The sequence below is a fragment of the Erwinia sp. 1181_3 genome, assembly GCF_052824965.1.
The window spans coordinates 81857-106569 of sequence record NZ_VTDE01000006.1; the positions used below are offsets into that span (position 1 = coordinate 81857).

Genomic DNA, 24713 nt, shown 5'->3' on the forward strand with positions numbered 1-24713 from the left:
GCTGCAACGTGCATGACGGAGAGTATATGAGGATGAAAACCCCCACCATGACCGATAAAGAAATGTGGTATGAAACGCTTCATGCCGGATTCGGGCAGTATTTTTCTGTCGACAACGTACTGTATCGCGAGCAGACCGAACACCAGGATCTGATTATCTTTCAGAATGCGGCATTAGGCCGGGTAATGGCGCTGGACGGCGTAGTACAAACCACCGAACGCGATGAGTTTATCTATCACGAGATGATGACCCACGTTCCGTTGCTGGCCCACGGCGCCGCAAAGCGAGTGCTGATCATCGGCGGCGGTGACGGGGCCATGCTGCGTGAAGTATCCCGTCATAAAAACATCGAACAGATCACGATGGTCGAAATCGATGCTGGCGTGGTGACCTTCTGCAAAGAACACCTGCCGAACCACAGCCAGGGCGCCTATGACGACCCGCGCTTTACCCTGGTGATTGACGATGGCGTGAACTTCGTTAAACAGACCAGCGAAAAATTCGATGTGATTATCTCTGACTGCACCGACCCGATTGGGCCGGGAGAAAGCCTGTTTACTTCAGACTTTTATGAAGGCTGCCACCGCTGCCTGAACCCGAATGGCATCTTCGTGGCACAAAACGGCGTCTGTTTCCTGCAGCAAGATGAAGCGGTGAACAGCCATCGCAAACTCAGCCACTATTTCGCTGATGTCAGCTTCTACCAGGCTGCGATCCCGACCTACTACGGTGGCATTATGACCTTCGCCTGGGCCAGTGATAATCCCGCGCTGCGCCAGCTCGATGCTGCGACAATTGCCTCACGCTTTGCACAAGCGGGCCTGACCTGCCGTTACTATAATCCGGCGATCCACACTGGCAGCTTTGCCCTGCCGCAATATCTGTTAAATGCGCTGGCCGACTAACCAGGTATTTCAAGGGGGTGAACTAAATTGCAAAAGCTTAAACTACATGGCTTCAACAACCTGACGAAAAGCCTGAGTTTTTGTATCTACGATATCTGTTACGCAAACACCGATGCGGAGCGTGACGGATATATTGCATACATTGATGAGCAGTATAATGCTAACCGCCTGACCGAGATCCTGAGCGAGACCTGCTCAATTATCGGTGCCAACGTGCTGAATATCGCGCGTCAGGATTATGAACCCCAGGGGGCCAGCGTTACGATTCTGGTCAGTGAAGAGCCGATCGATCCGCGCGACATCGACACCTCCGAACATCCTGGCCCGCTGCCCAACTCCGTTGTGGCGCACCTCGACAAAAGTCATATCTGCGTACATACCTACCCGGAAAGCCATCCTGAAGGCGGTCTGTGTACCTTCCGTGCAGATATTGAAGTCTCGACCTGTGGTGTCATTTCACCACTGAAAGCGTTGAACTATTTAATTCATCAGCTGGAATCCGATATTGTCACCATCGATTATCGCGTGCGTGGGTTTACCCGCGATGTGAACGGGGTGAAACACTTCATCGATCACGAGATTAACTCTATTCAGAATTTCATGTCGGATGATATGAAATCGATGTACGACATGATGGATGTGAATGTGTATCAGGAAAATATCTTCCACACCAAAATGCTGTTGAAAGAGTTCGATCTGAAACACTATCTGTTCAATACCGAACCCGCCGATCTGAGTCCACAGGAACATAAACGCATTACGGATTTACTGTGGAAAGAGATGCGTGAGATTTATTACGGCCGCAATATTCCGTCGTTGGGATTAAAAACGCAGTAACTGGTTGGGTGTATTGATATCCGCAAAAAGGCGACCTTCGGGTCGCTTTTTTTATTGGCGTCAGATTTTGTTACTGAAAAGTGCGCGGGTCGATCGTTGATCGGCCCGGGATTTAGCGTTACAGCGCCAGCCTCAGCGTAAAGTCCTGCTCACTCAGCTCACTCTGAGATTCATCGGTTAGCAGCCTGTCGGTAATAATATCCGTCAGTTGCTGAAGCGGTGCCGCCTGAAACAGCGACCAGGAACCGTACTTACTGCTGTCGGCCAGCAGCACCCGGCGGCGCGCATTGGCCAGCAGGTCCTGCTTCAGTCCGGCTTTCTCTTCCGTCGGTGCCGTGATGCCCTTCTCCAGGCTCCAGGAGTTACAGCTGACAAAAGCGATATCCGGATAGATATTACGCAGCAGACGGCGTCCGTGCTCACCAATACAGGACTGACTGGAGTCGTCGATGCGCCCGCCGATAATCGTCACTTCAATCTGCTTAAACTCGGAAAGAAACAACGCGATATGCAAATCAGCCGTGATCACCCGCAGCGGCAAATGCGTCAGCTGACGTGCCAGCTCCAGCATGGTGGTGCCGGCATCCAGCACCACAGCATCACCGGATTTCACCAGGCTGGCCGCGGTATGCGCAATAACCCGTTTCTCTGCCAGATGGCGCTGCATCTTCTCAACCGTGGTGGGCTGATTGGGAATAAAGCGGTTCAGGGTTACCCCACCGTGGCTACGGCTGATCACCCCTTCCTGATCGAGTTTTATAAGGTCGCGTCGGATGGTGGCGGGTGACGCCGCAATGGCAGCCACCAGCTGTTCGACCGTGACCAGATTATGACTTTTCAGATAGTCCATAATCTGATCGAGGCGGCTTTGTCCCTTCATATGTCCTTATGCAAGCTGCATCGCTAACTGAATAGAGATCGCCATGCTGGCAGAGTTCGCTTTTCCTGTCCAGGCAATATCAAAAGCCGTGCCGTGGTCTGCCGAGGTACGGATAAACGGCAGCCCGGCGGTAATATTGACCCCATCGTAAAAGCCCAACAGCTTGAGCGGAATGTGCCCCTGATCGTGATACATCGCCACTACAATATCGTACTGGCCTTCCTGGCACTGCAGGAAAACGGTATCCGGCGGGCACGGCCCGGTCACGTTCAGCCCTTGCGCTTTCATCGCCTCTACCGATGGGCCGACGATAGTGATCTCTTCATCGCCAAACAGGCCATTTTCACCCGCATGCGGATTCACCCCGGCCACGGCAATACGCGGGTTCTCAAAACCAACGCGCCTGAGGAAGGTATCCGCCATGCCGATCACCGTCTCAACACGTTCACGCCCCAGGGTATCAAGGAACTGACGCAGCGCAATATGCGTGGTGACGTGGATCACCTTCAGCTTGTCGGTATACAGCACCATCGCGTAATTTTTGCTGTCGGTCAGCTTCGCCAGCAGTTCGGTATGCCCGGGATAAAGATGCCCGGCTGAGTGCAGCGCTTCTTTATTTAACGGGGCGGTGGCAATCGCCTGTACTTCCCCCGCCAGCGCCAGTTCCGTGGCACGTTTAACGCAGCGGTACGCCAGATCACCCGCTTCCGACTGCACGACTCCGGGCTTCAGGGCAGCCGGATCGGTCAGCGGTTCATCGATAACATTGATAATACCAGGGGCGAAGTGAGCATCGGCCACGCGATCCAGCACGCGCAGTTCTGCCTGCGGGGTAATATTCAGGCTCAGCACGCGCCGCAGGGTACTGGCACAGCCCACCACCACTGCCGGAACCCCGGACAGCTCACCGCTGGCCAGTGATTTGATAATGATTTCCGGACCGATACCCGCCGGGTCGCCCATAGTGATCGCAATAATTTTACTCACTCGATTTCTCCTCAATAAAACGAATAACGTCGACCAGGGTGTTTGCATCACCGAAGCCACCGGCTTTGGTCATCACCAGCAAGGGTTCAGTCACATTTAATAAGCGGCCCCAGGGCACACAGCCCGCAATCTGGCCTTGAATCTGGAATCCACTGGCACCCAGCCCGCGCGCCACGGCAATCGCCACGTCACCGCCGGAAAGATACAACCCGCCAGGCTGGGCTTCTGCCAGCACTTCAGCCGTGAGCTGTGCCAGTAGCTGGCAAATTTCTTCACCCAGTTGAGCACGGCTCAGTTGATGTTCTTCACACAGTGCAGCAATCGCTTCACGCTGCCCGTTATGCTGGCAGGTGCGGACCACACAGTGCTGCCCGGCGCGCAATGCCTTGGTCACGGTCTGGCGCCAGGTGGGAAACGATACCCAACGCGGGCGAGAAAACAGTTCGGCAATATCGATATCCACCAGCGTCACGGGATGCTGCTGCTGAATCCGGTCAATTTGCTGACGGGCAATGTCACTCATCGAGCCCACCACAGCCAGCAGCGGTGACGGGTGGCGATCCACCAGCAACGCCGTCAGAGCATCACTCAGCCCGGCAGCACCGACCAGCAGCGGACGCTGTGCCAGGTGGGACGCTGCCTGCGCAATGCGCTGTAAGTCATCATCGGTTTCTGCATCCACCACCAGCAGCGACGGTGTGCTGTCGGCGGCCTGTTGCATCAGCGCCAGCAGCTGTGGCCCGCGCACCTGCGCCAGCGTCAGGCCGCCGCAAGGCAATGTGCTCTGCTCCAATAACCGCCGGGCAATGTTCGCTGTTGTCACCGGCGTTTTCGGGTCGCTGGCAAATTCGGTCTCGGTCAGTCGCAAGCCGTGAATAAAGCACTCACCGTCGCGGGTAATGCGCCCCAGCCGTGGAACCGCCGGAACTACCAGCGCCAGCGATGCACCGCTGGCCAGCAGAGCCGCTTCGGTTTCTGCGCCCAGATTGCCGCGCAGAGTGGAATCCATCTTCTTAAACAGCCAGCCTTCGCGGGCAACCGGCGACCAGTGCATCAGCGCACGATGCACCCGCTCTGCAGCATCCTGGGCAGAGAGCGCGCGGCTGTCCGTGCTGACCACCCAGACGTCGGCCTGCTCGTCACCACACGGTGACTGGCTGTCAAAAAGCACATTCACCCGCGCTCCCGCTCTGGCCAGCCCGCTGCCCGCATCATTGGCCCCGGTAAAATCATCCGCAATCACCAGTACCGGCGTTTGCCATTTACGCTGCGTCATCGCCACTCCTGTACGGAACATTGAGGTGCCTGTCTGTGAAGAGAGGTTCAGGACACCACTCATTATTTGAATATGATTATATTCAATCACATTTGATTAAATGTGAGCAAGTTCAAATTAATCAGAATCAATATGCCCTATAAATTACCCATCAAAGTCGGAAAGCCCTTACAAATGACGAAATACAATCACCCGTAACTGAAAGCGGCGTGATGAGGAGAAATCAGGCATGAACATAAACAGTACCGTGATCGCGGGCTACCAGACACTCAATGACATTGGCTACCTGTTAAAAGGTAAGCAGCGTGTGTTGCTGGTCACCGATAAGAATATTGCGGCGATCCCGGCAGTGCAGACGCTGACGGAGCAGGTACGCCGTCAGGTCTCAACCTTACATACCGTCAGCAACGTGCCACCCGAGCCGAGCCAGCATGATGTAGCAGAGATCCTCGCCGGCCTGGCCTCGCGCGATGTGGATCTGGTGATTGGCGTAGGCGGTGGCAGCGTGCTGGACGTGGCAAAACTGCTGTCGGTGCTGTGCGTTGAGAATGCACCTACGCTAGAGGCCCTGCTGGCCGGAGAGAAACCTCAGAGACGCACCTCCTCGTTGCTGATCCCGACCACTGCAGGTACGGGGTCAGAAGCCACGCCAAACGCCATTCTGGCCATCCCGGAGAAAGAGACGAAAGTCGGCATTATTTCCCCAGTGATGCTGCCGGACTATGTGATTCTGGCCCCGGAACTGACCACCAGCATGCCGGCACATATTGCATCTTCAACCGGGATTGATGCGCTCTGCCACCTGATTGAGTGCTTTACCGCGACGGTTTCAAACCCGGTGAGTGACAACTACGCGCTGATCGGGATGAAGAAGCTGTTTGCCAGCCTGGAAACCACCGTGGCTGAACCCGGTAACCTGGAAGCCCGACTGAATATGCTGTGGGCGTCTTATTACGGCGGGGCGGCCATCGCCCATGCCGGGACTCATCTGGTGCACGCCATGTCCTACCCGCTGGGAGGCAAATATCACCTGCCGCACGGCGTGGCGAACGCCATTCTGCTCGCTCCCTGCATGCGCTTTGTGCGCCCGGCGGCGGTAAGCAAATTCGCCGAAGTCTACGATCTGTTGCCAGAGGCTAACCCGCAGCTCAACGCGGAGGAGAAGTCTCACGCACTGGTGGATTACTTCGCGGCCCTGGTCCAGCGACTGAAGCTGCCTGCCAGCCTCGACGAGCTGGGGATCACCTCAGAACACCTGCCTTATTTAGTGGAAGCGGCACTCGATGTGCAGCGCCTGATGAAAAATGTCCCGGCACCGGTGAGCGCAAACGACGTGCGTAACGTGTACCTGACGCTGTTTCCGGCACTGAATCACTAACAGAGAGATTATGATGAGCAAAACTATTCAGGGCGTACTGACCGCCATCGTCACACCTTTCGATCATGACGGCGCCTATGCTGAAGCAGCCATGCGCCGTCAGGTGCAGCGCCAGCTGGCGGCCGGAAACGGTATTTTCTGCGGCGGCACCAACGGTGAGTTCTTCGTATTAAACGAACAGGAAAAGCTGGCTGTGACGGCCACCTGCGTCGACGAAGTGGCCGGAAAAGCCAATGTGGTGGCCCACGTCGGCGAGATATCCACACGTGAAACCATTCGCCTCGGTAAACAGGTTGCCGCGCTGGGTGTGGATGCCGTGTCGGTGATCACTCCGTACTTTGTTCCACTCAAACAGTCAGAGCTGATCGCCCACTACACCGCCGTGGCCGATGCACTGACGGTGCCGGTGTTTCTCTACAACATCCCGGCGCGTACCGGCAATACCTTACAGCCGGAAACCGTTCGCCAGCTGGCTGCCCACCCCAACATTATCGGCATCAAAGACAGCGCAGGCAGCTATGAGAGCCTGAGCGGCTTCCTGAAAGCAGCCGAAGGTATTGATCACTTTAACGTGCTGAACGGTCCGGACTCGTTGATCCATCAAGGATTCGTGGACGGCTGCTCGGCGTGTATTTCCGGTCTGGCTAACGTTGCACCGCAAGAGATCAACGCCATCTGGTCGCACTTCCACGCGGGCGATATCGCGGCCTCACGCAAAGCCCAGGAGAACGTCACCGGACTGCGTACCGACCTGTATGCCGTGGCCTTCTCACCCGCAGCGGTGAAAAAAGCCGTGGCACTGATGGGCTTTGACGTGGGTGACAGCCGCTACGCGGTGCAGTTTAGCGCGGAAGAAGAGCAAAAAATTCGCCAGATCGTTAACCAGTATCTTCAATAATTTTCCGGCAGCGGCACTGCGATGCCGCCTGCTCTGACACCGGGGATCCCTGTCATGAAAGTGATTTGTACTTCACCGTCTTTTGCTAAATATGATGCCCAGCCTATCACCACATTGCGTGAACAGGGCTTCGAACTGATCAGCCTGCCTGCGGATGCACCGCTCAGTGCACTGGAGCCACATCTGGCCGATACCGTGGCGATGATCGTTGCCTTTACGGACGTGAATCAGGCACTACTGGCGTGCGCACCAAAACTGGCGATCGTCTGCAAGCACGGCGTGGGCGTCGACAATATCGACCTGAATGCTACCCGCGAACGCGGCATCTATGTCACCAACGTACCGGATGCCAATAAACATGCGGTGGCTGACTTTGCCTTTGCCTTGATGCTCAACAGCGCCCGGCAGCTGAATCAGGCCATCAACGACACCCGCTCCGGGCAGTGGCCACGTATTTTTGCCACCGATATGTACGGCAAAACCCTTGGCATAGTGGGGCTGGGCAATATTGGTAAGCAGGTGGCACTGCGGGCACGCGGTTTCAATATGCGCGTGCTGGCATTTGATTTCTATCCTGACCAGCAATTTGCCGCCGACCATGACATTCAATTCGTCAGCATGGACCATCTGACGCAGGAGAGTGACTTCATCACCCTGCACACGCCACTGACGGCCGAAACCCACAATCTGTTTGATGCTGTCCGCATGAAGCGTATGAAAAAATCCGCCTTCCTCGTGAACGTGTCACGCGGTGGCGTTATTAATGAAGCCGACCTCTATCAGGCGCTGGCCGATAACGTGATTGCCGGTGCGGCAGCCGATGTCTTTGAGCATGAGCCGCTGGAAGCCCACCCCCTCTTTACCCTGAATAATTTCCTGCCGACGTCGCACATTGCCGGCTATACCGACGGTGCCATTGGCGCGATGGGTGAACGCTGCGTGCAGCAAATTATTCAGTGCATTAAAGCACGCCAGAAGCCCGTCAATATTATGAATCAGCTCTGAAAATTACAACGCTGCTGTTAAATCAGTAGCCTACGATAACTTTGACCTCGGTTACTACGATGAATAATGTTGCAAGCAGCACCAGAATTCGCTGGTGGATCGCCGGGTTGATGTGGCTGGCAATTGCCATTAACTACATTGACCGCACCGTGCTGTCAGCGGCGGCTCCGCACCTGATCGATGAACTTAGCCTGAATCCGGAAATGATGGGCTTTATTATGGCGGCCTTCTTCTGGTCCTATTCGCTGTTGCAGATCCCGGCGGGTTGGTTTGCCGATCGCTACGGCCAGAAAAAAGGGCTGGGGATTGCCGTTGCCTGGTGGTCTATTGCCACCTCAATGATGGGCCTGGCCACCGGGTTTAAATCCCTGCTGGCATTACGCCTGGCGCTCGGCGTGGGTGAAGCGGCGGCGTATCCAAGCAATGCCGGGATCACCGCGCGCTGGTTCCCGGATAAAGAGCGCGCCACCGTCTCTGGCTTGTTTGACAGTGCCTCGAAATTTGGCGGTGCCGTGGCGATGCCGCTGATCGTCTGGATGATCTATATGGTCGACTGGCGCATGACCTTCCTGATCATCGGTAGCGTCGGCCTTCTGTGGGTGATCGCATGGTATCTGATTTACGCCGAAAACCCGGAAGATCATCCGAAAATCAGCAAGGCAGAAGTCAGTTTGATCCGTGATGGTCAGGCTCAGAAGCATGGCGATAAAAACGTGTTGCCGATGAAGTGGTACAAGCTACTGCGCTACCGCAATATCTGGGCGATGTGCCTGGGCTTTTTCACCATTAACTACACCTCCTATTTCTTTATCACCTGGCTACCGACCTACCTGGTGAAAGATAAAGGCATGGATTTCATCAAGATGGGGATGGTTGCCGCTCTGCCGTTGCTGTGTGGCATGGTGATCGAAGTGATCGCGGGCTGGGCATCCGATCGTATGGTCCATAAAAAAGTGCTGTCGCTGACCGCCACCCGCAAACTGTTCCTGACGATTGGCCTGCTGATGGCACTGTGCATCGGATTCGCGCCTTTCACAGATTCCGTCTTTATGACCGTGTTCCTGCTGTGCGTTGCCAAATCAGGCACCACGGTAGCGGCGTCTCAAGTTTGGGCACTGCCGGGCGATGTGGCACCAAAAAATAGTGTGTCGATGGTCGCCGGGCTACAAAACACCGTCTCCAATATGGGCGGCGCGGTCGGCCCGATTATCACCGGTGCCATCGTCGCCGCGACAGGATCCTTTACTTATGCACTGGTGTTCTCAGCCGCGTTGGTGGTGTTGGGGATCCTGAACTACCTGTTCCTGCTGGGTAAGGTCGAACCCATCATCGATGAGGATCAACCTGCTCTTTCTCAAACTTCAGCCAGTCACGGCTAAATCAGACACGAACAGCAATACAGGCACACCTTCCTGTGAGGTGTGCATCGCTCTCTTTTGCCTTTGTACCCTACTGAAGCGTCACAAGAGCCTGAAGGCCAGCGCGCTTCCTACAACTTAAGAGGTTGTTATGAAAGAATTTACCACGCAAGGTACGCTGATCATCGTCGGGATGGTGCTGGTGTACATCCTGTTTACCAGTTGGCTGACCTGGCGACTGCGCAGTAAAACCTCCGGTGAACATATGGAAGGCGCACGCGCCATGCCCGCGTTTATCGTCGGCATCCTGCTGATGTCGGAATATATCGGCGCCAAATCCACCATTGGTACCGCACAGGCGGCGTTCGAAGATGGCTTCGCGGCCTCCTGGTCGGTGATTGGTGCCGCCATTGGCTTCCCGATTTTCGGTCTGCTGCTGGTAAAACGCATCTATAACACCGGAAAAATTACTATTTCTGGTGCCATTGCCGAGAAGTACGGCAACACCACCAAATGCATTATCTCGCTGATTATGATCTACGCCCTGCTGCTGGTGAACGTGGGTAACTATGTCAGCGGTGCGGCGGCGATCTCCACCGTGCTGAAAGTGAACCTGCCGGTGGCGGCCTTTATTACCGCCATTGTCAGCACCTTCTACTTTGCCTTTGGCGGCATGAAGGGGATGGCCTGGGTCACGATGCTGCACAGTGGCCTGAAGTACATCGGTATTCTGATTATTCTCGGCGTGGCACTGAAGATGACCGGCGGTATTACGCCCATGGTTGAGAAAATGCCATCGTTCTACTGGACCTGGGATGGTCACGTTGGTGCCAGTACGATTATGGCGTGGCTGATCGGAACTATCGGTTCGATCTTCTGTACCCAGTTCGTGATCCAGGCGATCTCCTCCACCAAAAGCCCGGCCTCTGCGCGCCGTGCCACCTGGGTGGCCTTCTTCTTCTGTCTGCCGATTGGCCTGGCGATTGCGGTGATTGGCGTGGCGGCCAAATTCCTGCATCCGGACATCAACAGTCTGTATGCCCTGCCCGTATTTTTACAGGATATGAGCCCGTGGCTGGCGGGTGTGGTCACGACATCGCTGGTGGCCTCGATCTTCGTCAGCGTCAGTACGGTAGCGCTGGCGATTGCATCGCTGATTGTGAAGGACTTCTATGTGCCGATGCGTAACCCAACGCCAGAGCGTGAGTTCAAAATGACGCGCTGGCTGTCGCTGGCCATCGGCTTTGCCCCGCTGATTTTTGTGTTGCTGGTGCCGGAAGTGTTGAAGCTGTCGTTCTTCACCCGTGCTATCCGTCTGTCGATTTCCGTGGTGGCGATTATCGCCTTCTACCTGCCGATGTTTAAAAGTGCGCGCGGCGCAAACTGGGGGCTGATTGGTTCCTGCGTCGTGACCTCGGTCTGGTTTGTCATGGGCGATCCGTTCGGCATCAATAACATGTACATCGCCCTGATTGTTCCGGCGCTGGTGATGGTGATTGATCGCATGATCCCATCGCGGGACAGCCAGAAAAAAACCGCACACCAAATTCAAAAAAGTGGAGCCTGATATGACACTGGAAACGCTCACCGTAGAACGTAACGGCATTATCGCTACCGAGGGTGACAGGCAGCAGGCGATACTGCCCTCATCCTGCCCGCAAAATCATGCGGCTAACCTGCTGCCGCTGCCGGATGGCGATGTGCTGTGCGTATGGTTTGGCGGTACTCAGGAAGGGATCGCCGATATTTCTGTCTGGTGCTCACGCCTGGAGAAAGGGAGCGAGCGCTGGTCCGACGCGGTAAAACTCTCGGACGACCCGACCCGCTCGGAGCAGAACCCGGTACTGTTCCTCGACCCGGACAACGTGCTGTGGCTGCTGTACACCGCGCAAAAGTCCGGTAATCAGGATACGGCGATTGTGCGCTATCGCCAGTCAACGGACTTCGGCCAGAGCTGGGGGCCGATTGCCACGCTGCTCGACCAGCCCGGCACCTTTATCCGTCAGCCCGTGGTCGTGCTGGCTAACGGCGACTGGCTGCTGCCGGTGTTCTACTGCCGTACCCAACCCGGAGAAAAATGGGTGGGCAATAATGACGACAGCGCGGTAAAAATCTCGCGGGATAAAGGCAAAAGCTGGCACGATGTGGCCGTGCCGGACAGCACCGGCTGCGTGCATATGAATATTACGCTGCTGAAAGATGGCTCGCTGCTGGCGCTGTATCGTAGCCGCTGGGCAGATCATATCTATCAAAGCCGGTCCGACGACGGCGGGCAAAGCTGGTCCGCCCCACAGGCCACCGAACTGCCAAACAATAACTCGTCGATTCAGGTGACCACGCTGGCGAACGGTGACCTGGCGTTGGTGTTTAACGCCATGAGTGCCGAAGGGGCCAGCGAACGCCGCACCTCACTGTATGACGAAATTGAAGATGAAGAGGATGACGTGGCGGTCGCCGCCGAACCGGTGATCCACAGCGGTAAAACCGCCTTCTGGGGAGCACCACGAGCCCCCATGACGCTGGCGATTTCACGTGATGGCGGAAAAAGCTGGCCGTTCCGGCGTAATCTGGATGAAGGCGACGGCTACTGCATGACGAATAATTCGCAGCAGAAGCTGAACCGTGAGTTCTCCTACCCCAGTATTAAGCAGGGGCTGAACGGGGAACTGCATATTGCCTACACCTATTTCCGCCAGGCGATTAAATATGTGCGTGTGGAAGAGGAATGGGTGACAGGAGATCGCCGATGATCGCCGGTAACCTCAACCATCTGACGCTGGCTACCCTGCCTGCATCGCTGTTTCAACTGCTGGCGCAGCCCGCGCACAGCCTGGCAGCATTGAGTGCGCTGCCCGATGGGCGATGGCAGCCGGAGGGGGCCGCCTGGTTCTGTCATATCGGCTCACAGCAGAGTGCACCAGCGGTCACACGCCATACCGAGTTTCACCGGGAATATCTCGATATTCAGATCGTGCTGACGGGCGAGGAGGTTATCCGCTACGGACTGACCGATGCACGCCCGGCCGGCGGTGAAGAACGTAAAGCGGATCTGTATATCGTCGCCGATCCACAGCTGACGCAGCAGGTCCATCTGCGTCCCGGCGACTTTGTAACGTTTGCACCAGGCGAAGCGCATCAGGCACTGTGCGCCATCGGGCAACCGATGATGGTCCGCAAGGCCGTTTTTAAGATCCCGGTGGGAATGCTGGAGGGCACGCTATGAGCCGTCATGCGCTGGTGACCGGCGCCAGTTCAGGCATTGGGGCGGCGATTGTCGATCATCTGTTAACACAGGGCTGGCAGGTGACAGGATTAAGCCGCAGCCACATTGAACATGATAACCCGCAGTTTCGGTCTGTCAGCGTGGACCTGTTCGACAATGCCGCGCTGGCCCGGGTACTTGCCGGGATGGAGACACCGCAGGCCATTGTTCACGCGGCCGGGATGATGAAAGCGGCATTGCTGGGGGAGCTGGATGTCACGGCCAGCCAGCAACTGTGGCAGCTGCATATTGCCGTGGCGGAAACGCTGGCCAATACCTTTGTGCCGCATATGCGCAGCGGTGGGCGCATCGTGCTACTGGGCAGCCGCACGTCACGCGGGGCAGCAGGCCGTAGTCAGTATGTCGCCACCAAATCGGCCATGATAGGTATGGTTCGCAGTTGGGCAGCAGAACTGGCACCTCGTGGGCTGACGGCCAATATCGTTGCGCCTGGCGCCACACAGACACCGATGTTGAACAGCCCCGGACGCGAAGGTTCGCCGCCAAAACTGCCACCCATCGGCCGCTTTATTCAGCCGCAGGAAGTTGCCGAACTGGTGGGCTATCTGCTGTCACCTGCCGCCGCCGCCATTACCGGGCAGGAGCTGGTGATGTGCGGTGGAGCATCGTTATAAAACAGGCATGTATTGGCAAGGGCCGGGCATGCCCGGCTCCTGCGGGGCTTCGGCGTAAACGTTAACGCCCCTGTAAAAATTCCCGGTAGGCGGCAATCACGGCCAGAAAGTCTTCCACTCCGCAGAATGACAGACTCTCTTCATCGTAGTAATTCATCCCCTCTTCCATCTCATCGCCTTCAAAGTTGAGCTGGTTTGAACGGATCATCACTTCTTCTTCATCCAGTAACAGCGTGTACTCTTTGCCCACGCGCTGCCACTGACGCACGCTGCCTTTGACGTCTTCGGCAGCGGCTTCGACCTCATCCAGCAGGGTGAGGTCTTCATTCACTTCATCATTAAACCAGTGACCGACGGCTTCATGGCCCATCGTCATGCGAACCTTCACACCACCGGTGATATCTCTTAAAAATTCATATTCCATCGCGCTTTCCTCCCGGCCAGCCTGCTCACAGGCTCAACCACATTTTGCGCGTCTGCCGCGACAATACTGAGCTTTGGCGCGCATTATCGCAGCCCGGCGCGGGAAAAGCAGGAGGTTTTACGTAGCGCTTTCCAATATTGATAACGGAACAGTGAAAATACTGGCCTGTCCGCTTTCCCCCATGGCATGTTCTGCCCGGCACAACGGTAATACCCGTTCACCAGCAACATAAAATTACGTAATCACGGAAAAACAGTTGCTTAAAATTACGTAATTCCGTAAATTCATCAACAGGGAAGAATCGAATGAAAAAGATCTGTTTTCTTGGTAGCTCGTTGAGCGACCTTAAACGCTTTCCCAGGAATGTGATGCATGATGCGGGTTATCAACTCGCTCAGCTACAGGCGGGTGCGACACCCGCAGATTTTAAATCACTGGCTGCTGTTGCCAGTGGGGTGTGGGAATTGCGAATACATGATGGTGACAGCGGGACATTTCGCGTGGTCTACGTGTCAAAGCTCCGCGATGCTATCTATGTACTGCATGCTTTCCATAAGAAAACGCTCAAGACCAGCCCGCAGGATGTGGCACTGGTCCGCCAGCGTTATCAGCAACTGATACAGGAGTTCAGCTCATGATCCAGCGTTTCGACAGTGTCTGGGATGCCCTTGCCGACACCCCGAAAGAGGCCGAACAGCTCAAAGCACGCTCACAATTACTGATGGCGTTGCAGGAAAAAATTGACGGCATGCCGCTCAAAGAGGCCGCCGTACTGCTCGGCGTCACCGTCTCACGTATTTCCGAAATTCGTAGCGGAAAGTTTCATCTTTTCAGTCTGGATAAACTCGTCACACTGCTTGCCAAAGCCGGCTATCAGGTGAAGTTCGAGATCGCAGCCATCCACTGAGCACATAAAAAAACCGGGCACATGGCCCGGTTTCTTAGCGCTAACTGAAGATTAAACCGCAGTCTGGAAAATCACGCCATCGGCTTTGTCGGTGTACTGACTCAACTGGTCGAAGTTCAGATAACGATAGGTGTCCACAGCGGTTTTATCCACCTGGCCCATAAACGTCAGATACTCTTCCGGCGTTGGCAGTTTACCCAGCAGAGAAGCGACTGCGGAGAGCTCAGCAGACGCCAGGTACACATTTGCACCCGTTCCCAGACGGTTCGGGAAGTTACGCGTGGAGGTCGATACCACCGTTGCGCCATCTGCCACACGTGCCTGGTTACCCATGCACAGTGAACAGCCCGGAATCTCAATGCGCGCGCCGCTCTTACCGAATACGCTGTAGTAGCCTTCCTCGGTCAGCTGTGCCGCATCCATCTTGGTTGGCGGAGCCACCCAAAGACGCGTAGGCAGCTGGCCTTTATGCGCATCCAGCAGTTTCCCAGCCGCACGGAAGTGGCCGATGTTGGTCATGCAGGAACCGATAAAGACTTCATCGATTTTTGTGCCCTGCACATCAGACAGCAGACGGGCATCATCCGGGTCATTCGGTGCACACAGAATCGGCTCTTTAATATCTGCCAGATCGATGTCGATCACCGCAGCGTATTCCGCATCCGCATCGCCTTCCAGCAACTGCGGGTCGGCCAGCCATTTTTCCATGCCCTGAACACGACGTTCAAGCGTACGACGATCGCCGTAACCTTCAGAGATCATCCATTTCAGCAGCACGATATTCGAGCTGAGATATTCGATGATCGGCTCTTTATCCAGCTTGATGGTACAGCCGGCTGCGGAGCGCTCTGCTGAAGCATCCGTCAGTTCGAATGCCTGCTCAACTTTCAGTTTCGGCAGGCCTTCGATTTCCAGCACGCGACCAGAGAAGATGTTTTTCTTCCCTTTCTTCTCAACGGTCAGCAGGCCAGCTTTAATCGCATACAGTGGGATCGCATGCACCAGATCGCGCAAAGTGATACCCGGCTGCATTTCACCTTTGAAACGCACCAGCACGGACTCTGGCATATCCAGTGGCATAACGCCGGTCGCAGCAGCAAAGGCCACCAGACCTGAACCCGCCGGGAAGGAAATACCAATTGGGAAGCGAGTATGTGAGTCACCGCCTGTACCTACGGTATCCGGCAGTAGCATACGGTTCAGCCAGCTGTGGATTACCCCATCCCCCGGACGCAGCGACACGCCGCCACGGTTCATAATGAAGTCAGGCAGCGTATGGTGCGTGGTCACATCGACCGGCTTCGGATAAGCCGCGGTATGGCAGAAGGACTGCATCACCAGGTCTGCAGAGAAACCGAGGCAGGCGAGGTCTTTCAGTTCATCGCGGGTCATTGGACCGGTGGTGTCCTGCGAGCCAACCGAGGTCATTTTCGGTTCGCAGTAGGCACCAGGGCGCACACCGTCAACGCCGCATGCACGGCCGACCATTTTCTGCGCCAGTGAGAAGCCACGGGTACTGGCTGCCACATCTTTCGCCTGCTCGAACACATCACTGTGCGGCAGATTCAGAGATTCGCGGGCTTTGGTGGTCAGGCCACGGCCGATGATCAGTGGAATACGGCCACCAGCACGAACTTCATCCAACAGTACGTTGGTTTTCAGTTCAAAGTTAGCCAGAACTTCGTTGGTGTCGTGATTGCGGACTTCACCTTTATACGGATAGATGTCGATAACATCGCCCATATTCAGACGGTCAACATCGACTTCAATTGGCAGTGCGCCTGCATCTTCCATCGTGTTAAAGAAGATAGGTGCGATTTTACCGCCGAGGCAGACGCCACCGCCCTTCTTGTTCGGCACGTAAGGAATATCGTCGCCCATAAACCACAGCACCGAGTTAGTAGCGGATTTACGCGAAGAACCTGTACCGACCACATCACCAACGTAGGTCAGTGGGAAGCCTTTAGCCTGTAATGCTTCGATCTGTTTGATCGGGCCTACGTTACCAGCATCGTCGGGTTCGATGCCTTCACGGGCGTTTTTCAACATCGCCAGCGCGTGCAGTGGAATATCCGGGCGAGACCATGCATCCGGCGCCGGAGAGAGGTCGTCGGTATTGGTTTCGCCGGTCACTTTGAACACGGTTACGGTGATTTTTTCTGCAAGTTTAGGGCGTTTCAGGAACCATTCAGCATCAGCCCACGACTGAATAATCTTTTTCGCGTGTGGGTTGCCTGCTTTAGATTTTTCTTCGACATCGTAGAAATTGTCGAACATCAGCAGCGTGTGGGACAGCGCTTCAGCGGCAATCGGTGCCAGCTTTTCATCGTCAAGCGCGTCAATCAGCGCATGGATGTTATAACCGCCCTGCATGGTGCCCAGCAGTTTGACTGCCAGTTCAGGAGTAACCAGAGGAGAAGTTGTTTCGCCTTTCGCGACAGCAGCCAGGAAACCCGCTTTGACATACGCCGCTTCGTCAACGCCCGGCGGCACTCGATTGATTAACAGATCGGACAGAAATTCTTCTTCACCCGCTGGAGGGGCTTTTAGCAGTTCAACCAGCGCGGCCATTTGGGAAGCATCTAACGGTTTTGGAACAATCCCCTGGGCAGCACGCTCGGCAACGTGCTTACGGTATTCTTCTAGCACGACGTTCTCCTCGCTCTCATTGTATTTAGCATCCCGGGCTACCTGAGTTCACCGCAAAGTGAAAACCATCCATGTGTAGGGTAAGGTGCCCGGTTCCGCGAGGGCCAGCATAGCAGGATTTCGGTTGCGTGTTAATCCGTTTACAAAAAAGCAACATCAATAGCCTGACAGTTTTTATGGGCAAAAAAGCCTTTTTCCAGCGTTTTTAGCTGCTTTTTTAACATGACCATATTGGATGTTCTTCACTTGCGACTAAAAAACCGCATTCCTGCCGCACAGCAATCTCCCGCTACTACCTGTGGAAATAAATGCAGCTTATTTTAAACAGCGGTTCAATGACTTATCGTGGAGGGACACGCAGGGGATATTTTTTGCGGGGAGAAAAACAAAAAAAGCCGCACTTGGCGGCTTTTTTATCACTAACACATCACTGCTCAGGCTAATGCCCTCATCGCTGTCGTCGGTGTTAGCGAGATTATCGCAAATTACAGAGCGATAACGTTTACAGCTGATGGACCTTTAGCGCCGTTCTCGATAGAGAACTCAACTTTCTGGCCTTCATCTAAGGTTTTGAAATCGCTGCTCTGGATAGCAGAGAAATGTACGAATACATCTTTGCTGCCGTCTGCTGGAGTGATGAAACCGAAGCCTTTATCAGCGTTAAACCATTTTACTAAACCAGTCATTTTGTTAGACATAGATATTTCCTTTCAATTTTTGAGCCACTTAACATGGCGAACATGGCCTGTTCATCAGATTTAAACTTATGGGCACTTAGGAGGAGGCTCTCGATGAAGGGATATCTTTGATAACACTTGTACTGAGGACTGCTTTACTAAAACTGCTTTCATAAGGTCTGTATTCCAAACCGATGAGGCATAGTAGACCGGATAAGACTCAACAAGCAAGGATTCATTTCACTTATATTTTTTGAACTTTATGGTTCACGTCTGGTCAGCGGGTCGTTCTGAAGGATGAGTGCTCATGTGGGTAAGCTCATGAAAATGCCACCAGGCTTAAAATGATAAAAGCCCTGACAGAGATTGCCAGGGCTTTTAAGGTACTGCTAACTCAAACTTTAACATTAATGAACTTAACGAGTAATGACTTCTATTAGTACTTCGTCAAATGTACGTGTTTATTACGGATAGTATAAGTGACTAAGATTCTAGCTTACCTCCATAAATGACAGTTAACATCATGCCTGTCGAAAGACATGGCCGGTTAAACAAGTACACACCCAACGCGACGTAGACTCTTTGATACGTGGCTTGACTTCCATTGTGACTTATTAACACACATCACAACATTCGGACTCGCTTATATCGGTAAAACATAGCCTTATGTCATCGCGCTTACGTTCCCACCCTGCGATTTCGCAACTGACTGCGTGGCCTTAAGCATCATCGAAGCGAGTGGATAACAATAACTAAACTCACAACGACTCTCCCATACAAAAATACTTCGTGACTTTCATCGCAAAATAAACATTAAACTTTATCTGACACAACCCGGTAATATTCCCGTGCTGTGAGTTCTAATCTACTGCTTTAAAAACAAGAGTCAATACTGTTTTTAATGCCATGTGATTATTATCAGTGTTTATCACCTCAATTGTCAGGCAGGGAGAAAATCTGGTGATATAAACGCCAGCTGTCCGCCAAACCGGGTAGAAATCATTATAAATGGGCAAAAAAACAAGGTAAAAATCAATATCCATGCCAAGAAAGTCATTACTCGAAAATAATTTAGGCTACGTTCAACTTTTTCCTGCATTTATTTTTAACATGCACATGGTTCAGTCAACGCGTGGCCCTTCAGGATTGCCAAACAGCAAACGCTGCGCCCACGGGTGACATTATCGACATGATAATGCTTAGCGGGGTAAATCGCTTTCAACCAGCGTAAGCTCCTGTGCCGTATAGCGTTCACCGATAATATTCTCCGCCGCAAACAAGCGATCGAGCAGTGCCAGATCATCCTCTGCCAGACGGATATCGACGGCACGGCAGTTATCTTCCAAATGGGGAATTTTGCTGGCACCTGGAACAGGCACAATGTTCTCACCTTTCGCCAGTACCCAGGCCAGCGCCTCTTTCTGGAAACGCGGCAGATAATGACGGAAATCATCGGCTGCCAACACGGGAAGCTTTCCTGAAAGGAAACCTCGACCCAATGGACTGTAAGGGACAAAACCGATGCCAAGCTGACGACAGGTTGAGAGCAAGCAGTGTTCAGGCTCACGTGACCACAACGAATACTCACTCTGCACGGCGGTGATGGGATGCACCGCATGTGCACGCTGTAATGTTTCGCTGGAAATTTCTGACAAACCCAGGTGCAGAACTTTCCCCTCACGTACCAGGTCGGCCATTGTTCCCACCACGTCCTCCACTGCTACGCTCGGGTCGAGGCGGTGTTGATAGTAGAGGTCAATCACTTCTACCCCCAGACGCTGTAAGGATGCCTCTACCGAGGCACGAATATTTTCAGGCTGGCTGTTCACGCCTTTAATACGTTCCCAGCCTTCCCCCTCATCTGTGATATGAAAACCAAATTTGGTAGCGATCTTTACTTTACCCGCGTGGCCTTTCAGTGCTTTGCCAATCAGAGACTCGTTGGTGAACGGCCCGTAAACTTCCGCAGTATCAAGGAAATCTATGCCCAGATCGAAGGCGCGATGCAGCGTTTTGATCATCTGCTGTTCATCGCCCGGCTGCCCGTAGGCAAAACTCATTCCCATGCATCCCAGACCGAGAGCGGAAACGTGAAAATGTTCACTGCCTAATGTTCTTTGTTTCATCATTTTTATCCCGTTGATTAGCGACAATGTCGTTATACTTTCCCCGGTTAAAATCAACAATTGACGCTAATTAAGCGCTTTAATGAAAAATAATCATCAATATGAAAAATCGCACTACGCTACAGGAATTAGAGATTTTCGCTGCCATCGCCCGCCATCTCAATTTCCGCAAGGCGGCGGAGGAGCGTAATGTCACACCTTCGACGTTGAGTCATACCCTCACAAATCTGGAGCAGCGTATCGGTTTGCGGCTCCTGAACCGCACCACGCGCAGCGTATCGTTAACTGAGGCGGGTCGTGCTTTTCTGTCGCGTATTGAACCGGCACTGGTCGATTTGTCCAGTGCGGTGGATGAGTTGAACACCTGGCGTGCCGATCCACGTGGCACACTGCGTCTCAATATGCCGCGCAATGCGGAAGCCCTTGCTCTTCACCCTATACTGCTGCCATTCCGCCAGCAGTATCCCGACATTGCCCTGGAGATAGCCACCAGTGATGGCTTTGTGAACATTGTGGAAGAGGGTTTTGATGCCGGTGTACGTTTTGGCAACGTCATTCCGCAGGATATGGTGGCGATCCCCTTCGGCATGCCCGTCACTGGCGCAGTGATTGCCAGCCCGGCGTTTGTTGCCCGTCACGGTGCACCGCAGCATCCGGATGAACTGCCAGACTATCCCTGTATCCAGCGGCGTTTTCCCAGCGGGATGCAATATAAATGGGAGTTCCAGGTGCAGAGCAAATTGAAGGAGATTGCGGTCAACGGCAATCTGACACTGGATAACGATCAGATGATGATTAAGGCCGCACAAGCCGGGGCCGGCATCGCCTTTGTGCTGCGCAACCTGAGTGAAAGCGCGCTGGCAAGCGGGGAACTGGTGGAGCTGCTGACTGACTATGTGGCGCCAGCTGAAAGTTTCTGGCTCTATTATCCCAGCCGTAAATACCACTCCGCCGCGATGCGCTGCTTTATTGAGTGGGTACAACAGGCCAATCGCGGCGTGATACACTCAAATTCCTTGCTGAATCACGCTGAGCCACGATGAATAGCGAACAACCGAATACGCAACTGGTCCGCTGCGACCGCCCCATCCCACACGTTGCGCGGCTGACGCTCCACCGCCCCGCCGCGCGTAATGCCTATAATGCCGTCATGATCAGCGAGCTGGAACAGTGCCTGAACTGGTGCGAACAGCAGGCCGATATCCGCACCGTTATCCTTACTGGCAGCGGAACCGTGTTTTGCGGTGGGGCCGATCTACAGGAGGCCTTTACCGACGGTGGCAAAGGCCTGATCAATTCGCACGGTGGGTTTAACCCGTTGCAACATCTGCCACGGCGCAAAATCTGGATAGCGGCACTGAATGGTCATGCCTTTGGTGGTGGACTGGAACTGGCGCTGGAATGTGATTTTATTATTGCTGCTGAGCAGGTGAAAATTGCGCTACCCGAAGTGAAGCATGGCCTGCTGCCGCTTGGCGGGGCCATCGGCCAACTGGCAACACGGCTGCCTGCGAGCGTTGCACGAGAGATGCTGCTTATTGGTGAGCCCATGGACGCTCAGCGTGCGCTGGCGCTGGGCCTGTTTTACCAGGTGACCACAGCGGAAGACCTTTTGGAAAATACACTGACGCTGGCTGCCAGCCTCAACCGCAACGCACCGCTGGCCGTTCAGGCCTGTAACGCCCTGCTGAAAGCAGCCAACGCCCGGGATCTTTGTCAAATCAGCGCTGCAGAATTGCAGCAGCTCCAGGCGAGCCAGGATTATCAGGAAAGTCTGCTCGCCTTCAGCGAAAAGCGCGCTCCGCAGTGGCGCGGAAAATAGGTTTAAAGCCGCACGGCTTTAAATAACGCACTTAACCCCAGCCCTCCGGCGATGCCCAACATCGCCAGACCAAAGCCGCCACTGTGCGGTTGGCCCAGAAGCTGGCTGAACAGACGCGTTACCATTATCGCGCCTGATGCGCCATAAGGATGCCCCAGAGCAATAGCGCCGCCCTGGCGGTTAATCCGCATCTCATCAATATGCAAAGCATCAACAGACCCCAGAACCTGGGCAGCAAAAGCTTCGTTAAACTCAATGACGTTGACCTGATCCAGGGTCAGACCCGGCTGGCGTGCCAGCAGTTTCTGCGTGGCGGGCACCGGCCCGAGGCCCAGCAGATTAGGATCGACGCCTGCGCTACAGGCATCCGCAAACAGCAGTCCTTCGGTAAAACCACTGGCACGTGCCCTGCGGCGGCTCATCACCAGAAGCAACGATGCGCCATCATTCAGCGGGCAACAGTTGCCCGCCGTTACTGTTCCGTCAGCGGCAAACACCGGCGACAATGCAGAGAGCTTAGCCAGCGAGGTGTCGGCACGCGGACACTCATCATCCTCCACCAGACGCCCCCTGACGCTAACCGGGACAATCTCCTGCCGAAATGCCCCCTGCTGCTGTGCCGCCAGCGCACGCTGATGGCTGCGCAGGGCAAACTGATCCTGACGCTCCCGGCTGATGCCACACTGGCGCGCCACATTCTCGGCCGCCATGCCCATCTCCGGGTCACCGATATCATCCGGTGAAAACTGCGCGCGTCCGAAGAAACGCGGCATCTGTTTCAGCGATGCGGGTTTTTCCACGCGCCACGGTGCAGTACTGACACTTTCAACGCCGCCCGCCAGATAACACTCCCCTGCTCTGGCCTGCACCAGACGGCAGGCATTAATCACCGCTTCCAGCCCGGAACCACACTGGCGATCCACCGTGACGGCAGGAACAGAGAGCGGCAAGCCCGCCGTCAGCGCTGCCAGCCGGGCAATATTGCCGCCGCCGCCCGTCGCATTACCGATAATCACTTCATCAATCGCGGTAAACCCCGCTGGCAGGGTCGCCATGATCTGCTCAAACAGCGGTGTCAGCAGCTCGGCCATTGGCACACCGTCAAAGATGCCATAAGCTCTGCCAACCGGAGTACGTCGTGCAGCGACGATCACCGGCTGCCAGTCATCCTCAGGCTGGTAATTCAGTAAGCTCTTTGCTGCTGCCATGTTGTGCGATCCTTTTTTCCAGCTCGGTGCGTTTTATTTTACCGCTCGGCGTCAGTGGCCAGTGTGTAATATGATAAAACTGGCGCGGAATTTTATATTTCGCCAGCAGTGAGCGACAACGTTGTGATAACTGTGTCAGTTCTTCTGGTGCGCCCTCAACAATAGCGACCATTTTCTTACCCAGATAATCATCATCAACCGCAATCACTACGGCTTCAATAATTCCCGGCAATGATTTAATCGCTGACTCTATTTCAGAGAGATAAATATTATTGCCACCGCTGAGGATCATATTTCCCCGACGGCCAATCACATGCAGGCGATCATCATCATCGAGATAACCGATATCAGCCACCGTCGCCGTTGACTGATCTTTTACAAAGGCGCTGCCGTCATCGCCCCACAAATAACGGTCGATAATTTGTTCGCTGGTAATATAAATGGTGCCCGGCTGGTTCGCGGGAAGAACCTCTCCCTGATCATTACGGATGCTAATCTCCACGCCGGGAAACGCCTGGCCGACCGTTGCCAGCGATGCGCTGATATCGGCATCCACCAGGGTGGAAACGGCAATAAAGCCCAGCTCTGAGGCACCGTAATACTCCTGCATTCGCGCGACGGGAAACAGTGTCCGCGCCTGACGGTAGTGATTTAGCTCCAGCTTGGCACCCGCGCTTAACAGACGCTGGAGGCTGGGATATGCGCTGCCTTCTGCCACACGAGCAAACCCGGCGATCATCGTGGGGACGACCACCAGCCGTTCGATCTGTCGCTGCGCAATCAACGCCAGCGCCGCCGCAGGCTGCCACTGCCCGGGGCTGTAGAAGGTTCCTCCGGCGTACAGCGTTTCATTCAGGCAGTAAAGGCCAATACCGTGAGAAAGGGGACCGGGAAACAGCGTTGAGGGGGCATGTTTTAACCCAAAGAGCGCTTCACCGTTTTCAAAGCTACAGCGCCAGGATCGTCGCGATCGGATAAAGGCTTTCGGCAGACTGGTGGTGCCGGAGGTAAAGTTGATCAGAAACGGCGTTTCAGCCTGCATCCCGGCGGTAAATTCGGGATCGTCTGGCAGAACACGTGGCGCGGGTTCGCTATCGACGGCCAGCCAGCGGATCGCCAGCTGCTCGGCCTGTGCGATCAGCGCCCGATCTTCTGCTTTCAGCAGCAACAGATCCGGCGCCAGCCGTTGCAGCATATCGTGGCGTTGTTCAACGGGCACCTGAGGATCGATAATCGCCGCCGTAAAAGGCTGCGCAGTGGCCGCCAGCCAGGCAACGGGGAAGGTAATATCGTTACCGATGGCTATTGCTACAGTGCGGTTTTCACTAGTGGAAGGCATCCGGCACAGCTGCTGGTACAGCACCTGCGCACGCTGCCACAGCTGCTGCCAGCTCAGCGTGTAACCTTCAATATCAACGGCGGTCAGGTCGGGATGGTTTTCTGCATGCTGCTTAACTCTGTCGTGAACCGGCATGACGA

23 protein-coding genes are annotated in these 24713 nt (G+C 54.7%); 14 read left to right on the forward strand and 9 right to left on the reverse strand.

Annotation, left to right across the window (positions count from 1 at the left end):
- Positions 1–47 precede the first annotated feature (47 nt).
- On the forward strand, positions 48–905 hold the full coding sequence (gene speE / locus FY046_RS16065) for a polyamine aminopropyltransferase (RefSeq protein ID WP_133842706.1): 858 nt from the start codon (positions 48–50) through the stop codon (positions 903–905).
- Positions 906–932: 27 nt separating this feature from the next.
- A complete protein-coding gene (gene speD, locus FY046_RS16070; RefSeq protein WP_133842235.1) occupies positions 933–1742 on the forward strand; it encodes an adenosylmethionine decarboxylase in 810 nt (269 codons plus the stop codon).
- Positions 1743–1860: 118 nt separating this feature from the next.
- Here speD and FY046_RS16075 read toward each other — a convergent pair whose 3' ends face one another.
- Genes FY046_RS16075 through dtnK form a run of 3 tightly spaced genes read right to left on the reverse strand, consistent with a single transcriptional unit; the run spans position 1861 to position 4885 of the window.
- Positions 1861–2622: a DeoR/GlpR family DNA-binding transcription regulator gene (locus tag FY046_RS16075; RefSeq protein WP_133842236.1), complete on the reverse strand. Its 762-nt coding sequence runs from the start codon at positions 2620–2622 to the stop codon at positions 1861–1863.
- A gap of 6 nt (positions 2623–2628) precedes the next feature.
- Complete coding sequence (locus FY046_RS16080) at positions 2629–3609, reverse strand: D-threonate 4-phosphate dehydrogenase (RefSeq protein WP_159336909.1); 981 nt, start codon at positions 3607–3609, stop codon at positions 2629–2631.
- Positions 3602–4885 carry a D-threonate kinase gene (dtnK, locus tag FY046_RS16085; protein ID WP_421505187.1) on the reverse strand — a complete coding sequence of 428 codons (1284 nt, stop codon included), beginning with the start codon at positions 4883–4885 and terminating at the stop codon, positions 3602–3604. Before dtnK ends, FY046_RS16080 begins: the two co-directional genes overlap by 8 nt.
- Positions 4886–5114: 229 nt before the next feature.
- On the opposite strand from dtnK, the gene FY046_RS16090 reads away from it, so the two are divergent.
- The 8 genes from FY046_RS16090 (at position 5115) to FY046_RS16125 (ending at position 13421) form a co-directional block, all read left to right on the forward strand.
- Positions 5115–6263: an iron-containing alcohol dehydrogenase gene (locus tag FY046_RS16090; protein ID WP_167863210.1), complete on the forward strand. Its 1149-nt coding sequence runs from the start codon at positions 5115–5117 to the stop codon at positions 6261–6263.
- A gap of 13 nt (positions 6264–6276) precedes the next feature.
- Positions 6277–7161, forward strand: a complete 885-nt coding sequence (locus tag FY046_RS16095; RefSeq protein WP_159336948.1) for a dihydrodipicolinate synthase family protein — start codon at positions 6277–6279, stop codon at positions 7159–7161.
- Between the two features lie 54 nt (positions 7162–7215).
- Positions 7216–8166 (forward strand): phosphoglycerate dehydrogenase, encoded by a 951-nt coding sequence (locus tag FY046_RS16100; protein ID WP_133842240.1) that lies wholly within the window; start codon positions 7216–7218, stop codon positions 8164–8166.
- Positions 8167–8225: 59 nt separating this feature from the next.
- On the forward strand, positions 8226–9545 hold the full coding sequence (locus FY046_RS16105) for an MFS transporter (protein WP_133842241.1): 1320 nt from the start codon (positions 8226–8228) through the stop codon (positions 9543–9545).
- Positions 9546–9675: 130 nt separating this feature from the next.
- The gene (locus tag FY046_RS16110) at positions 9676–11091 is read left to right on the forward strand and encodes a sodium:solute symporter family protein (RefSeq protein ID WP_133842242.1); all 1416 of its coding nucleotides are present in this window, start codon (positions 9676–9678) and stop codon (positions 11089–11091) included.
- 1 nt (position 11092) lies between these two features.
- Complete coding sequence (locus tag FY046_RS16115; RefSeq protein WP_446186282.1) at positions 11093–12274, forward strand: sialidase family protein; 1182 nt, start codon at positions 11093–11095, stop codon at positions 12272–12274.
- Positions 12271–12747: a YhcH/YjgK/YiaL family protein gene (locus FY046_RS16120; protein WP_159336906.1), complete on the forward strand. Its 477-nt coding sequence runs from the start codon at positions 12271–12273 to the stop codon at positions 12745–12747. Before FY046_RS16115 ends, FY046_RS16120 begins: the two co-directional genes overlap by 4 nt.
- Positions 12744–13421 (forward strand): SDR family NAD(P)-dependent oxidoreductase, encoded by a 678-nt coding sequence (locus tag FY046_RS16125; RefSeq protein ID WP_159336905.1) that lies wholly within the window; start codon positions 12744–12746, stop codon positions 13419–13421. Before FY046_RS16120 ends, FY046_RS16125 begins: the two co-directional genes overlap by 4 nt.
- Positions 13422–13482: 61 nt before the next feature.
- Here FY046_RS16125 and yacL read toward each other — a convergent pair whose 3' ends face one another.
- On the reverse strand, positions 13483–13845 hold the full coding sequence (gene yacL, locus FY046_RS16130; protein WP_133842246.1) for a protein YacL: 363 nt from the start codon (positions 13843–13845) through the stop codon (positions 13483–13485).
- 305 nt (positions 13846–14150) lie between these two features.
- Between yacL and FY046_RS16135 the strand changes: the two genes are divergently transcribed.
- Positions 14151–14483, forward strand: coding sequence for a type II toxin-antitoxin system RelE/ParE family toxin (locus FY046_RS16135; protein WP_159336904.1), 333 nt, complete (start codon positions 14151–14153; stop codon positions 14481–14483).
- Positions 14480–14752 (forward strand): helix-turn-helix domain-containing protein, encoded by a 273-nt coding sequence (locus tag FY046_RS16140; protein ID WP_159336903.1) that lies wholly within the window; start codon positions 14480–14482, stop codon positions 14750–14752. The genes FY046_RS16135 and FY046_RS16140 overlap by 4 nt, the downstream gene beginning before the upstream one ends.
- A gap of 51 nt (positions 14753–14803) precedes the next feature.
- Here the strand turns inward: FY046_RS16140 and acnB are convergent, their stop codons facing one another.
- The 3 genes from acnB to FY046_RS16155 form a co-directional block, all read right to left on the reverse strand.
- Positions 14804–17401, reverse strand: a complete 2598-nt coding sequence (gene acnB / locus FY046_RS16145; RefSeq protein WP_133842249.1) for a bifunctional aconitate hydratase 2/2-methylisocitrate dehydratase — start codon at positions 17399–17401, stop codon at positions 14804–14806.
- Positions 17402–17886: 485 nt separating this feature from the next.
- On the reverse strand, positions 17887–18099 hold the full coding sequence (gene cspE / locus FY046_RS16150) for a transcription antiterminator/RNA stability regulator CspE (protein WP_133842250.1): 213 nt from the start codon (positions 18097–18099) through the stop codon (positions 17887–17889).
- 1178 nt (positions 18100–19277) lie between these two features.
- A complete protein-coding gene (locus FY046_RS16155; RefSeq protein WP_446186297.1) occupies positions 19278–20204 on the reverse strand; it encodes an aldo/keto reductase in 927 nt (308 codons plus the stop codon).
- 101 nt (positions 20205–20305) lie between these two features.
- On the opposite strand from FY046_RS16155, the gene FY046_RS16160 reads away from it, so the two are divergent.
- Both FY046_RS16160 and FY046_RS16165 read left to right on the forward strand, forming a co-directional pair.
- Positions 20306–21247, forward strand: a complete 942-nt coding sequence (locus FY046_RS16160) for a LysR family transcriptional regulator (protein WP_159336901.1) — start codon at positions 20306–20308, stop codon at positions 21245–21247.
- Positions 21244–22026, forward strand: a complete 783-nt coding sequence (locus FY046_RS16165) for an enoyl-CoA hydratase/isomerase family protein (protein WP_133842252.1) — start codon at positions 21244–21246, stop codon at positions 22024–22026. Before FY046_RS16160 ends, FY046_RS16165 begins: the two co-directional genes overlap by 4 nt.
- 2 nt (positions 22027–22028) lie before the next feature.
- Here FY046_RS16165 and FY046_RS16170 read toward each other — a convergent pair whose 3' ends face one another.
- Complete coding sequence (locus FY046_RS16170; protein ID WP_446186283.1) at positions 22029–23234, reverse strand: thiolase family protein; 1206 nt, start codon at positions 23232–23234, stop codon at positions 22029–22031.
- Positions 23197–24708 (reverse strand): AMP-binding protein, encoded by a 1512-nt coding sequence (locus tag FY046_RS16175; protein WP_446186284.1) that lies wholly within the window; start codon positions 24706–24708, stop codon positions 23197–23199. The genes FY046_RS16170 and FY046_RS16175 overlap by 38 nt, the downstream gene beginning before the upstream one ends.
- Between the last annotated feature and the right edge of the window lie 5 nt (positions 24709–24713).

Coding starts and splice junctions, on each gene's coding strand:
- speE (WP_133842706.1), top strand. CDS start 48: ATGACCGATAAAGAAATGTGGTATGAAACGCTTCATGCCGGATTCGGG.
- FY046_RS16075 (WP_133842236.1), bottom strand. CDS start 2,622: ATGAAGGGACAAAGCCGCCTCGATCAGATTATGGACTATCTGAAAAGT.
- dtnK (WP_421505187.1), bottom strand. CDS start 4,885: ATGACGCAGCGTAAATGGCAAACGCCGGTACTGGTGATTGCGGATGAT.
- FY046_RS16090 (WP_167863210.1), top strand. CDS start 5,115: ATGAACATAAACAGTACCGTGATCGCGGGCTACCAGACACTCAATGAC.
- FY046_RS16095 (WP_159336948.1), top strand. CDS start 6,277: ATGAGCAAAACTATTCAGGGCGTACTGACCGCCATCGTCACACCTTTC.
- FY046_RS16100 (WP_133842240.1), top strand. CDS start 7,216: ATGAAAGTGATTTGTACTTCACCGTCTTTTGCTAAATATGATGCCCAG.
- FY046_RS16105 (WP_133842241.1), top strand. CDS start 8,226: ATGAATAATGTTGCAAGCAGCACCAGAATTCGCTGGTGGATCGCCGGG.
- FY046_RS16110 (WP_133842242.1), top strand. CDS start 9,676: ATGAAAGAATTTACCACGCAAGGTACGCTGATCATCGTCGGGATGGTG.
- FY046_RS16115 (WP_446186282.1), top strand. CDS start 11,093: ATGACACTGGAAACGCTCACCGTAGAACGTAACGGCATTATCGCTACC.
- FY046_RS16120 (WP_159336906.1), top strand. CDS start 12,271: ATGATCGCCGGTAACCTCAACCATCTGACGCTGGCTACCCTGCCTGCA.
- FY046_RS16125 (WP_159336905.1), top strand. CDS start 12,744: ATGAGCCGTCATGCGCTGGTGACCGGCGCCAGTTCAGGCATTGGGGCG.
- yacL (WP_133842246.1), bottom strand. CDS start 13,845: ATGGAATATGAATTTTTAAGAGATATCACCGGTGGTGTGAAGGTTCGC.
- FY046_RS16135 (WP_159336904.1), top strand. CDS start 14,151: ATGAAAAAGATCTGTTTTCTTGGTAGCTCGTTGAGCGACCTTAAACGC.
- FY046_RS16140 (WP_159336903.1), top strand. CDS start 14,480: ATGATCCAGCGTTTCGACAGTGTCTGGGATGCCCTTGCCGACACCCCG.
- cspE (WP_133842250.1), bottom strand. CDS start 18,099: ATGTCTAACAAAATGACTGGTTTAGTAAAATGGTTTAACGCTGATAAA.
- FY046_RS16155 (WP_446186297.1), bottom strand. CDS start 20,204: ATGAAACAAAGAACATTAGGCAGTGAACATTTTCACGTTTCCGCTCTC.
- FY046_RS16160 (WP_159336901.1), top strand. CDS start 20,306: ATGAAAAATCGCACTACGCTACAGGAATTAGAGATTTTCGCTGCCATC.
- FY046_RS16165 (WP_133842252.1), top strand. CDS start 21,244: ATGAATAGCGAACAACCGAATACGCAACTGGTCCGCTGCGACCGCCCC.
- FY046_RS16170 (WP_446186283.1), bottom strand. CDS start 23,234: ATGGCAGCAGCAAAGAGCTTACTGAATTACCAGCCTGAGGATGACTGG.
- FY046_RS16175 (WP_446186284.1), bottom strand. CDS start 24,708: ATGCCGGTTCACGACAGAGTTAAGCAGCATGCAGAAAACCATCCCGAC.